The sequence below is a fragment of the Pseudaquabacterium pictum genome (genome assembly GCF_005403045.1).
GTDB classification, from domain to species: domain Bacteria; phylum Pseudomonadota; class Gammaproteobacteria; order Burkholderiales; family Burkholderiaceae_C; genus Pseudaquabacterium; species Pseudaquabacterium pictum.
The window spans coordinates 73,291-85,269 of record NZ_BJCL01000020.1; the positions used below are offsets into that span (position 1 = coordinate 73,291).

10 protein-coding genes are annotated in these 11,979 nt (G+C 72.3%); 5 read left to right on the top strand and 5 right to left on the bottom strand.

From position 1 onward, the window contains the following. Positions 1–139: 139 nt before the first annotated feature. A complete protein-coding gene (locus FFT10_RS24580; protein ID WP_137735525.1) occupies positions 140–1,576 on the bottom strand; it encodes a S53 family peptidase in 1,437 nt (478 codons plus the stop codon). A gap of 186 nt (positions 1,577–1,762) precedes the next feature. Here FFT10_RS24580 and FFT10_RS27860 point away from each other — a divergent pair, with 186 nt between their 5' ends. Further along, positions 1,763–2,287 carry a hypothetical protein gene (locus FFT10_RS27860; protein ID WP_162520907.1) on the top strand — a complete coding sequence of 175 codons (525 nt, stop codon included), beginning with the start codon at positions 1,763–1,765 and terminating at the stop codon, positions 2,285–2,287. A 3-nt stretch (positions 2,288–2,290) separates the two neighbouring features. On the opposite strand, the gene FFT10_RS24585 is transcribed toward FFT10_RS27860, so the two are convergent. From FFT10_RS24585 to FFT10_RS24600, 4 genes are all read right to left on the bottom strand, one after another. After that, positions 2,291–3,496, bottom strand: a complete 1,206-nt coding sequence (locus tag FFT10_RS24585; RefSeq protein ID WP_137735526.1) for an FAD-dependent monooxygenase — start codon at positions 3,494–3,496, stop codon at positions 2,291–2,293. Positions 3,497–3,572: 76 nt separating this feature from the next. After that, on the bottom strand, positions 3,573–4,136 hold the full coding sequence (locus FFT10_RS24590; RefSeq protein WP_137735527.1) for a hypothetical protein: 564 nt from the start codon (positions 4,134–4,136) through the stop codon (positions 3,573–3,575). Positions 4,137–4,194: 58 nt separating this feature from the next. Then, positions 4,195–4,929 carry a nucleotidyltransferase family protein gene (locus tag FFT10_RS24595; protein WP_137735528.1) on the bottom strand — a complete coding sequence of 245 codons (735 nt, stop codon included), beginning with the start codon at positions 4,927–4,929 and terminating at the stop codon, positions 4,195–4,197. A 34-nt stretch (positions 4,930–4,963) separates the two neighbouring features. Beyond that, positions 4,964–5,539, bottom strand: a complete 576-nt coding sequence (locus FFT10_RS24600) for a hemerythrin domain-containing protein (RefSeq protein WP_137735529.1) — start codon at positions 5,537–5,539, stop codon at positions 4,964–4,966. A gap of 180 nt (positions 5,540–5,719) precedes the next feature. Between FFT10_RS24600 and tkt the strand changes: the two genes are divergently transcribed. The 4 genes from tkt (at position 5,720) to FFT10_RS24620 (ending at position 11,963) form a co-directional block, all read left to right on the top strand. Continuing rightward, positions 5,720–7,783 (top strand): transketolase, encoded by a 2,064-nt coding sequence (gene tkt / locus FFT10_RS24605; RefSeq protein ID WP_137735530.1) that lies wholly within the window; start codon positions 5,720–5,722, stop codon positions 7,781–7,783. 10 nt (positions 7,784–7,793) lie between these two features. Continuing rightward, on the top strand, positions 7,794–8,813 hold the full coding sequence (locus FFT10_RS24610; RefSeq protein ID WP_137735531.1) for an energy transducer TonB: 1,020 nt from the start codon (positions 7,794–7,796) through the stop codon (positions 8,811–8,813). Positions 8,814–8,817: 4 nt separating this feature from the next. Beyond that, positions 8,818–9,813, top strand: a complete 996-nt coding sequence (gene gap / locus FFT10_RS24615) for a type I glyceraldehyde-3-phosphate dehydrogenase (protein WP_137735532.1) — start codon at positions 8,818–8,820, stop codon at positions 9,811–9,813. Positions 9,814–9,974: 161 nt separating this feature from the next. Further along, positions 9,975–11,963: a S8 family serine peptidase gene (locus FFT10_RS24620; protein ID WP_162520912.1), complete on the top strand. Its 1,989-nt coding sequence runs from the start codon at positions 9,975–9,977 to the stop codon at positions 11,961–11,963. Positions 11,964–11,979 lie beyond the last annotated feature (16 nt).

Consider the following 11,979-nt stretch of genomic DNA (forward strand, 5'->3'; position numbering starts at 1 on the left):
TCGCTTGCGTTTCACGCGCGCTTGCTTCTCCAGCCGCCGGGTGGGGGCGAGAACCAAAAGTACGCAAAAAAGAAGCGATTGGCAGTCATCGGCCGCGAATGTAGCACGCTGCCCATGACGGCTGGCTGACGCCTGCGCGTCAGCGCAGCGCGGCGGCGGCCGCCAGGAAGGCCGCCACGTTGGGCGTGCCCCAGCCGGTGGGGATGTCGTAGCGGCTGCCCGCGCGGGCCCAGACCTGGCTGCCGTTGCTGCCCTCGACCACATCGTTGAACCGCGCCGCCGCGGCCAGCGGGCCGTACAGGCTGGTGTGGATGCGGCCCAGCGGCGCAGCGCCCGCCAGCGCACGCCGGGCATTGGCCACGGCCAGGATGCCGGCCCACTGCGGCGCACCGGCGCTGGTCCCGCCCATGCTGAACCACTTGGTCTTGCTGCCCGGGGCGGTCACCACCGTCATGTGGCCGGTGTACGGGTCGGCATTGAAGCTGACGTCGGTCACGCCGCGCGCCGGCTTGCCGCTGCGGGTGCGGCCGGCGCCGCCGATGGCCAGCGCCGACTGGTAGGCCGGGCGCGCCAGCCAGCTGCTGAAGCCGCCGCCGCTGCGCGACCAGGCCACTTCGTTGCGCACCGTGCCGGTCATCCAGGCGGTGGTGCCGCCCACCGCCAGCACACCGGCGCCCACGGCCGGCCAGTTCGCCTGGGCCCCCGAGTCGCCGGCCGCGGCCACATAGCTCATGCCGGTGGCGGTGAACAGCGCCTCGTAGGGCTCGACATAGTTGGCCTCGGCCGCGCCGAAGCTCATGCTGACCACGCCCGGCCCCAGGCGGTTGGCCAGGGTGATGGTCTCGGACAGGCTGCTGGTCAGGGCCGAGGCGCCTTGCACCACCACCTTGCGTGCGAGTGGTGCGGTGGCATGGGCCCACTGCAGATCCAGCGCGTATTCCGAGGCCCAACCGGCGTTGTAGGCCGGCGCGGCCGCGCGCAGGCTGCCGCGGTCGCTGTTGACCACCGCCACGGTGCAGGCGCTGGCGGGCGGCGCCGGCAAGCTGCGCACCGGGTTCTGCACCGGCACCACCACCTGCTGGCAGGCGGGCAGGCCGAAGCGGCTGCTGAAGGTGTTGAGGTCCTGCAGCAGGTTGGCGCCAGCGAAGGCGCCCAGGATGTAGATCGTCTGGCCGGCGCCGAGGTCGGCCCGTTGCTGGGCCGTCAGGTTGGCCCAGCTGGTCGGCAGCGCCGGCATGCCGTAGAGGCTGCGGATCGACGCGGGCGTGTGGCTCACCGCCGCCGTGGGCCGGCGGGCCTGGATGGTCTGTTCGGGGACGTCGCCCACGGCGGCGGTGGTGCTGCCGTCACCCAGGTTCAGCCGGGTGTCGCCGTGCAGCTGCACGGTGTGCTGCTGCGGGGCTTCCTGCAGTGGCGCCGGTTCGGCGATCTCGCCCACGCTGTGGAAGGCCGGCTGGGCCTCCACCACGTCCAGCGGCTCGGCAGTGGTGGTCGCGGCGTCGCCGCCGCCGCAGGCCACCAGGGCAGCGGTGGCGGACAGGCTCAGGGCGATCAGGTGCGGGCGGGTGACAGGCATGGCGGGCGGTGCGTCGGCGCAGGAATGCGTCACGGTTCATCGTCCGCCGCCGCCGGAACTTGAGGCCGATCGCAGGAATTGCCGGCCCGCAGCGTGGCATCTGCACGGTGGCCGGTGAGCCGTTTGCCGCCGGTTTGCGGCGTGAACAGGCATCCCCACCCGTCCATCCACCGATCCGGAGACACCATGACCGCACGCCCGTTCCCCCGCACCGCCCCGCTGCTGGCCACCCTGGCCCTGGCCGCCACCCTGGCCGCCTGCGGCGGTGGCGACGATGACACCGCCGCCGCCGCCGCCAGTGGCGGCACGCTGACGCTGTCGGCCACCAGCCCGTCCAGCGACACCACCATCGACCTGTCCACCGCCACCGCCAAGGGCACCAACGGCCGCGCGGCCGACAGCTTCAGCAGCGTGCCCTACTGCGAGATCTTCTGGGAGAACGCCAACGGCGCCAACGGCAGGAAGTACGCGGTGCAGGTCTACTACCGGCAGGACAACAAGCTGCCGCTGCATGTCAGCGTGGTCGAAAGCGGTGGTTGGGCCGTGTTCAGCAACGACAGCGGCGCCACCATCACCGGCATCACCATCGACACCACCGCCCGCACCGCGGTGTTCAACAACAAGGTGCTGGCCGGCAGCGCCGGCGAGGCCGGCACGCTGGCGGGCACGGCCAGCTTCGGCAGCAGCACCACCGCGGCCTGCGGCGCCTGAGGTTCAGCGACGCCCGAACATCATCTGCCGCGCCAGCGCCGATTTCACCGGCGGCAGCGCCTGCAGCAGGGCCAGGCCCAGGCCGCGCGCAGCCGGCAGGCCGGGCCAGCGCCAGGTGAAACTGCGGGCGAGGAAGTCGGTGGCGGCGATCATGCTCCAGCGGTCGGGCCCGCGCTGCCATTCCAGCCGCCGCAGCAGCACCGGCAGCTCGCCCGGGCTGGCATGGCGCAGCGCCTGCACCAGCGCCGCGGCATCGCGCAGGCCCAGGTTCAGGCCCTGGCCGGCCACCGGGTGCAGGGTCTGCGCGGCATTGCCGATGCGCACGATGGCGCCGTCGGTCAGCGTGCGTTCGGCGTTCAGCCCCAGCGGAAACTGCTTCAGCGGCGACAGCCCCACCACCGTGCCCGCATCGGCGGGCAGCAGGGTGTTGAGCACGGCGATGCGCTGGGCCTCGGTGAGTGCGGCCACCGGGTCGTCGGCACTGTTCACGCACCACACCATTGCGGCGCGGGCCTGGCCATCGGCGCCCGGTGCCAGCGGCAGCAGGGCCAGCGGGCCCTGGCGGGTGAAGCGTTCCACCGCCAGGCCGGGCGTGGCGCCGGCCAGCGTGGCGGTGCCGACCCAGGCCGTCTGGCCGTAGTCGTGGGTGATCGCCTTCCTGGCCTGGTCGGCGAACACGCCGCCCTCGGCCACCACCGCCAGGTCGAAGGTCTCGGCGATGCCGGCATCCACCTCCACACCGGCGCCGTGGTTGCGCACGTCCACCACCGGCTGGCCGAAGCGGCTGTGCAGGCGCTGTGGCGCGCCGCGTTCGGCGGCCTGCCAGGCCTGCTGCAGGCAGCTGACCAGGGCGCCGTAGCTCAGCACCGCGCCCAGCATCTCCACGCCCTCGTCGGCGGCGCGCAGCCGCACGGCGGCCTGGGCGCCGGGCAGGTCCAGCGTGGGCGGCGCCTGCGACACCATCACCTCGGTGATCGGCCGCGCGGCCTCTGCCGGCCAGGCGCCCAGGGCGCGCAGCTGCTGCACGCTGCCCAGGGCCAGCGCCAGGGTGCGCGGGTCGCCCGACACATCCTTGTCGGCCGGCCGGGCGTCGAACAGCGTGATCTCGGCCGCCGGCAGCTTGTGCGCTGCCTGCAGCGCCAGCGCCAGCCCGGCCGGGCCGGCGCCGATCACCGCCAGGCGCCAGGTGGCCGCAGCCGGCAGCGTCATGCCTGCCCCCAGACCTGGCGCTGCGCGCCAGGGCCCCCTCGTGGGGCGAGAAAACTTGGGGCGGCCCGGCGTTTTCTCATGAGCAGCCCTCCAGCCAGCCCACCTCCGGCAGGCGGCCGCCGCGCAGCGTGATGATGCGGCCCTGGTCGTTGGTCTCCATCACCAGGGCGAACCTGCGGTCGGGCGAGTAGACGGTGAGCACCTTGCCCTGGGCGAAATAGGGATGCGCGCCGGTGCTCAGCCGCTTGCCGTAGGCCTTCTGGGCCTGGGCCAGGCTGTCGCCCACCCGCACGCCGCTGATGGTGGCGTAGCGGGCGTCGCGGGTTTCCGCGCGGGTGATCACGTCACCCGCCAGCGTGTAGCGCACACCGGGTTGCTGGGGCGCCTGGCGGTGCTGGCAGCCCGCCGCGCCGGAGGCGGCAGCGGCCGGCGTGGATGCCGCACGGCCGGCTGGCAGCGGCTCCAGCTGCAGCGGCTGGCCCAGCGCGGCCTCGGCCTTGGCGCGGTCCAGTCCGGCGATGGCCGGCGTCAGGCCCTGGAAGCTGAAACGCGCCTCGGCCGGGGCCGCCACCGCGCCACCGACGGCGCCCAGCAGCAGCAGGGGCGTCCAGACAAGGCGATGAAGACGGCGTCCGGTCACGGGCAGAGGGTGTTGCAGCGGCAGTGGGCGCGACGATAGCGCATCGTCCGCGGGCGGGTCAGCGTGGGTGGAAGTCGGCCGCGGTCAGCGCCGCGTTGACCGCGTCCAGCTGTGCCGGTGTGCCCACGTTGTGCCAGGCCCCGGGCAGCAGCGTGCCGGCCAGCCGGCCGGCATCGGCACTGGCGAACAGGCAAGGGCCCAGCGGCGCATGCTGGCCGGCGGCGATGCCGTCCACCAGGCGGCTGCGCACCAGGGCGATGTTGGCGTAGGTCAGCGGCCGCGGCTGGCGGGCGGGCGGGCGCTGCACCCGGTCGCCCTGCAGCGCAAAGTCGCCGGCCGCATGGAAGTCGGGGTTGGGCACCAGCCACAGGTGGGCATCGTCGTCGCCCGCGGCAAAGTGCTGCGCGGTGGCGGCATCGAAGCCGAAACCCGGCGCCACGATGTCGCCCGACACCAGCCAGAAGCTGCGGCCCAGCTGCGGCAGGGCCTTGGCGATGCCACCGGCCGTCTCCAGCGCGCCGCCGTGGTCGCGGCCCTCGTGCGAGTAGTGGATGGCCAGGCCGAAGCGGCGGCCATCGCCCAGCGCGACCGGGAACTGGTCTTCCAGCCAGGCGGTGTTGATGACCACCTCGCGCACGCCGGCGGCGGCCAGGGCCAGCAGGTGCCATTCGATCATCGGCCGCCCGGCCACCGGCAGCAGCGGCTTCGGGCAGGCATCGGTCAGCGGGCGCATGCGCGCGCCGCGGCCGGCGGCCAGGATCAGGGCGGGCAGGTTGGCGGCGGTGTCGGGCATGGCGGCGGCAGTGTAGGCCGCCGCAGGCCGGTGCTCAGGCCAGGCCGATCGGCGCCGGCGCCTCCCGCACGATCTTCTGGAACAGCGGCTGGAACACCGGGTCGGCCGCATGGCCGGTCAGCGGGTCGCGGTTGGCGGCGAAGGCGGTGTCCAGCGTGGCCCAATCGGCGGCACTGAGGTGGCGCTGGGCGGCGGGCAGCACCTCCTGCTCTTCGGCGGCCATGTGGCACAGGTAGCCGTCGATGTAGCGGTCCAGCGCGTCGACAAAGTCCTGGCGGCGCGGCGGGCCCAGCACCTCGTAGGCCAGCAGCGCATGGGCCAGTTCGCGCACCGCCGCCTCGCCGCGGGCATGGTCGGCCTCCAGCCGGTCCAGCGTGCCCCACAGTTCCGGGCAGCGCGCGCGCAGCGCCGGAAAGAGCAGCTGGGTCTCCTTCGGGTGGTGCAGCCGTTCCGGGAACTCGTCCACGTAGAACAGCATGGCCCGCAGCACCGCGAAGTCGGGCGCCTGGCCGCTGCGCTGGGCCTGGGCCACCAGCAGGTGCATCGACCGCAGCATGGCCGCCAGGGCCTGGTGTTCGTCACGGATCACGTCGAGGGCAAGGTGGCGCATGGCGGCAGCGGGGTGGGCAGGATGCCGGCAGCTTGGACCGCACGGCCGCTGCCCGCCTTGCGCAAGATCAACCGGTGGCGCCCGGCCGGCGGGCACCGGCCGGGTGACGGCCGCGTGGTGGCCGCCCGCTAAAATCCGCGTTTCCCCGACCCACCCACCACGCCCGCAGCGGCGCCGCGCATGGACTCCACCGCACAACAACCCAAGCCCAGCCCGGCCGCGCTGAAAGCCGCCCGCCAATCCGCCCTGATGGCCAATGCCGTGCGTGCGCTGGCGATGGACGCGGTGCAGCAGGCCAACAGCGGCCACCCGGGCGCGCCCATGGGCATGGCCGAGATCGCGGTGGCGCTGTGGGGCCGCCACCTCAAGCACAACCCGGCCAATCCGCAGTGGGCCGACCGCGACCGCTTCGTGCTGAGCAACGGCCACGGCTCGATGCTGATCTACGCGCTGCTGCACCTGAGCGGCTATGCGCTGCCGATGAGCGAGTTGCGCAACTTCCGCCAGCTGCACAGCAAGACCCCGGGCCACCCCGAGGTGGGCATCACCCCCGGCGTGGAAACCACCACCGGTCCGCTGGGCCAGGGCATCACCAACGCGGTGGGCATGGCACTGGCCGAGAAGCTGCTGGCGCAGGAATTCAACCGCCCGGGCCACACCGTGGTCGACCACCGCACCTGGGCCTTCCTGGGTGACGGCTGCCTGATGGAGGGCATCAGCCACGAGGCCTGCGCCCTGGCCGGCGCCTGGAAGCTGAACAAGCTGGTCGCCCTCTATGACGACAACGGCATCAGCATCGACGGCCAGGTCAAGCCCTGGTTCGTCGATGACGTGGCGGCGCGCTTCCGCGCCTACCAGTGGCATGTGGTCGGCCCGGTGGACGGCCATGACGTGGAGGCGGTGGACGCCGCCATTTCCCAGGCCAAGGCCAGCGGCGACAAGCCCACGCTGGTGATCTGCAAGACCAACATCGGCCAGGGCTCGCCCAACCGCGCCGGCACCGCCAAGGCCCACGGCGAGGCGCTGGGCGCCGACGAGATCGCGCTGACCCGCGCGGCCATCGGCTGGCCGCACGAGCCCTTCGTGATCCCTGAGGCGGCCTATGCCGCCTGGGATGCCAAGCGCATCGGCGATGCGGCCGAGGCGCGCTGGGTCAAGACCTTCGCCAAGTACAAGGCCAAGCACCCGGCGCTGGCCGCCGAGCTGGCCCGCCGCATGAGCGGCGACCTGCCGGCCGGCTTTGCCCAGGCCGCGGTGGATGCCGCCGTGGCCGCCCACACCGCGGCGCAGACGGTGGCCAGCCGCAAGGCCAGCCAGATCGCGCTGGAAGCCTTCACCGCCGCCCTGCCCGAGCTGCTGGGCGGATCGGCCGACTTGACCGGCAGCAACCTGACCAACACCAGCCACACGCCCAACCTGCGCTTCGACGAAGCCGGCCACGGCAACGGCGGCCGCCACATCAACTACGGCGTGCGCGAGTTCGGCATGGCCGCCATCATGAACGGCGTGGCCCTGCACGGCGGCTTCATCCCCTACGGCGGCACCTTCCTCACCTTCAGCGACTACAGCCGCAACGCCATCCGCATGGCCGCGCTGATGAAGACGCGGGTGATCCATGTGTTCACGCACGACAGCATCGGCCTGGGCGAGGACGGCCCCACCCACCAGAGCGTGGAGCATGCGGCCAGCCTGCGGCTGATTCCCGGCCTGGATGTCTGGCGCCCGGCCGACACCGCCGAGACCAGCGTGGCCTGGGCCTGCGCCATCCAGAGCCGCAGCCGCCCCAGCGCGCTGCTGCTGAGCCGGCAGAACCTGCCGTATGCGCCCAAGGCGGGTCTCGACGACATCGCCAAGGGCGCCTATGTGCTGGCCGAGCCCAGCGAGGTGGGCCTGAAGAAGGCGGCCCAGGCGGTGATCATCGCCACCGGCAGCGAGGTGCAGCTGGCCCTGCATGCGCAGGCCGCGCTGGCCAAGCTGAAGATCGCCGTGCGGGTGGTCAGCATGCCCAGCACCAACGTGTTCGACCGCCAGAGCACGGCCTACAAGACCAGCGTGCTGCCGGCCAAGCTGCCGCGCGTGGCCATCGAGGCCGGCGTGACCGACGGCTGGTGGAAGTACGGCTGCGCTGCGGTGCTGGGCATCGACACCTACGGCGAGAGCGCCCCGGCGCCGGTGCTGTTCAAGCACTTCGGCCTGACCGCCGAGGCGCTGGCCGACACGGTGCGCGCCGTGCTGGGCAAGTAAGGCTGCTGCCATGCGCCGCGCGCTGGTGCTGGCCGGGCTGCTGCTGGCAGCCGGCGGCGCCATGGCGCAGCAGGCGGTGCTGGAGCCCAGCGCCGCCCTGCAGTGCCTGTCGCCACCGACGGCACAACGTGGCGAACCGACGTACCCGTTCGAGGCCTTCAAGCAGGGGCTCAGCGGCCGGGTGAAGGTGCGCCTGCGGTTCGCCGGGCCCGACCGGCCCCCCGGCGTGAAAGTGCTGTCGCACCAGGGGGACGACAGCTTCGTCGACGCGGTGCGCGCGCATGTGGCAACGCTGCGCGTGCCTTGCCATGATGGCCGGCAGGACGCGGCCGAACTGGAGTTCGACTTCGTGTTCCGCGCTGGCGATGGCACGCCTGTGGCGTCTGCGGTGCCGGTGGACCCGGCCGAGGCCGAACGCCAGCGTCAGAAGGCCTGCCTCACCCGCACCGATGGCAGCGCGTTCCCCGAGTACCCGTGGCCGGCGCAGATGGCGGGCGCCGAAGGCCGGGTGCTGGTGCAGATGCGCTTCGACGCGCCGGACCAGCCGCCTGCGGTGCGGGTGCTGCCCCGCGTGGGTGGCGACGGCAGTGGGTCGCAGTCCCATCCCACGCGCCACTTCGTCGAGCCGCTGCGCACCTGGGCGGCGGGATACCGTCTGCCCTGCCTGCAGGGCGGGCCGCTGACGATCACCACCAGCTATGTCTTCCGAGGCGCGAAGGTGTACGGCTTCACGTCGGGCCTGACCTTTCGCCAGTTGCTGCCCATGGTGCGCGGCATCCGCCAGCAGCGCCTGCAGTTCGATTTCACCCGCATGGGTTGCCCGTTCGACGTGTCCGTCAACTACCGTCAACCCAACCTGCCCAACGCGGTGCGAGACCCCGTCGGCAACAGCGCCGCGCATGCGGCATTTGCCGACTGGCTGCGCCAGATGCAGCTCGACCTGCCCGAGCCGACGCTGGACTTGATCTACGGCGACGATCTCACGTTCACTGTTCCCTGCTTCAAACTCGATCTCAACCCCCAGGAGTGATTCCATGACCATCAAGATCGGCATCAACGGCTTCGGCCGCATCGGGCGCATGGTGTTCCGTGCCGCCGTGCAGAACTTCTCTGACATCGAAGTCGTCGGCATCAACGACCTGCTCGAGCCCGACTACCTGGCCTACATGCTGAAGTACGACAGCGTGCATGGCCGCTTCAAGGGCGAGGTCAGCGTCGACGGCAACACGCTGGTCGTCAACGGCAAGCGCATCCGCCTGACGGCGGTGAAGAACCCGGCCGAGCTGAAGTGGGGCGAGGTGGGTGCCGACGTGGTGGTGGAAGCCACCGGCCTGTTCCTGACCAAGGACACCTGCGAGCCCCACCTGGCCGCCGGCGCCAAGAAGGTCATCCAGTCGGCCCCCAGCAAGGACGACACGCCGATGTTCGTCTACGGCGTCAACCACCAGACCTACGCCGGCCAGACCATCGTCAGCAACGCCAGCTGCACCACCAACTGCCTGGCCCCGGTGGCCAAGGTGCTGAACGACAAGTGGGGCATCAAGCGCGGCCTGATGACCACGGTGCACGCCGCCACCGCCACCCAGAAGACGGTGGACGGCCCGAGCAACAAGGACTGGCGCGGTGGCCGCGGCATCCTGGAGAACATCATCCCCAGCAGCACCGGTGCCGCCAAGGCGGTGGGCGTGGTGATCCCCGAGCTGAACAAGAAGCTCACCGGCATGGCCTTCCGCGTGCCCACCAGCGATGTGAGCGTGGTCGACCTGACGGTGGAGCTGAACAGCGAGGCCACCTACGCCGAAATCTGCGCCGAGATGAAGGCCCAGAGCGAAGGCGCGCTCAAGGGCGTGCTGGGCTACACCGAGGACAAGGTGGTGGCCACCGATTTCCGCGGCGAGCCCTGCACCAGCGTCTTCGATGCCGACGCCGGCATTGCGCTGGACAAGACCTTCGTCAAGGTGGTGAGCTGGTACGACAACGAGTGGGGCTACTCCAACAAGGTGCTGGAGATGGTGCGCGTGATCGCCTGACCCCAGGCGCTTCGGAATGGCGCGGTTCACAACACCGCGCAATTCCAGACATCCAGGTTCACCTGGCCGGGCTAGCATCCCGGCCAGTTGCGTTTTGGGGCGAGGCCCCGGCGCGTGTGCGGGCGGGCAGGGAGGCAGCGATGGCAGGTCAGGGGATGCGGATGTGGCGGCGGATGGTGGCGGCGGTGCTGCCTGCGCTGGGGCTGCTGCTGGCCGCGGGCGCGGCACCGGCTGCCGAAAAGACCATCCAGCGGCTGGGCAACCGGCCGGCGGTGGCGAGCGACGTGGACGACGACGGCCTGGCCCGGGTCATCGTCCGGTACAAGGCCGGCAGCGCGCTGGCGGCTGAAGGCGACGGCACGCCGCGCCAGGCCCAGCGCCTGGGCCGCCAGCTCGGTCTGGCGATGGAAGACCGCCATGTGCTCGGCCGCCGCACCCAGAGCCTGCGGGCGCGGGGCATCGGCTCAGCCGCGCTGGCAGCCAAGCTGGCTGCCCGGGCCGACGTGGAATGGGCCGTGCCGGTGCGCCGCAAGACCATCACCGCCGCGCTGCCCAACGACCCGTACTTCGGCGCCAACCAGCCCACCATCACGCCCACCGTGGGCCAGTGGTACCTGCGCGCGCCTGACAGCACCTTCGTCGCCGCCATCAATGCGCTGGGTGCCTGGGCGATCACCGAGGGCTCGTCGGCCATCACCGTGGCGGTGATCGACACCGGCGTGCGGCTGGACCACCCCGACCTGGCCGGCAAGCTGCGCCCGGGCTACGACTTCGTCAGCCGCACCACCACCGCGGCCGATGGCGGCGGCCGTGATGCCGACCCCAGCGACCCGGGTGACTTCGGCAGCGCCGGCATCAGCAGCTGGCACGGCACCCAGGTGGCCGGCCTGGTGGGCGCGGCCAGCGACAACGGCATCGGCATCGCCGGCACTGGCCGCAACACCATGGTGCTGCCGGTGCGGGCGCTGGGCAAGGATGGCGGCTTCGACGACGACATCCAGGCCGCGATGCGCTGGTCGGGCGGGCTGTCCAATGGCGCCAGCTGCACCAGCGCCTCCACCGCGACGGCCGCTTGCAACCCGTTCCCGGCCCGGGTCATCAACCTGAGCCTGGGCTCGGAGGGCAGCTGCAGCGTGGCCTACCGCACGCTGGTGGCCGAGCTGGGCGCCGCCGGCGTCAGCGTGGTGGCGGCTGCGGGCAACGGCAACGGCCTGGCTGTCAACGAGCCGGCCAACTGCGACGGCGTGATCGCCGTGGCCGGCATCCGCCATGCCGGCACCAAGGTGGGCTACAGCAACCTGGGGACCGAGGTCAGCGTCGCGGCGCCGGCCGGCAACTGCGTCAACCTCTCCGGTGCCTGCCTCTACCCGCTGCTGACCACCGACAACGACGGCACCACCACGCCGGGCAACAACACCTACAGCTCCAGCGACAGGCCGTCGCTGGGCACCAGCTTCGCATCGCCGCTGGTGGCGGGCACGGTGGGGCTGATGCTGGCGGTCAACCCGGCACTCACCAGCAGCCAGATCAAGGCCTTGCTGCGCAGCACGGCACGGCCTTTCCCCAGCACCGGCGCGCAGGAGCCTGGCACCGGCATCTGCCAGGCACCGTCCGCCACCGAGCAGATCGAGTGCTACTGCACCGTCAGCACCTGCGGCACCGGCATGCTGGATGCGGGCGCCGCCGTCGCGGCGGTGCAGGCAGCCATGGCGGTGCCCACGGCCGCGATCACGGCATCGGCCACGTCGCCCACGGCCGGCACCGCGGTCACGCTGGGCAGCGCGGGGTCCGGCGCCACCACTGGCCGCACGCTCACCGGCTTCCAGTGGACGCTCACCAGCGGGGCTGGCCTGGCCAGCTTTGTCGGTGCCACCGATGGCAGCACGGCCACGCTGGCCACCAGCGGTGCCGGCACGGTGGTGGTGCAGCTCACGGTGACCGACAGCACCGGTGCCACCGGCACGGCCAGCCAGACCATCACCGTGGCCGCTGCGCCGGTGGTGGTGACGCCACCCAACACCAACACCGACGGCGCGTCATCCGGCGGCGGTGGCGGCGCCATGGGGGCCGGCTGGGTGCTGGGACTGCTGGCCGCGGCCGGGCTGCTGCGGCGGCGGGCGCCGCGCCCGGCCGTCAGCGCGACGCGCTGACCGAGGCCGCTGCGGG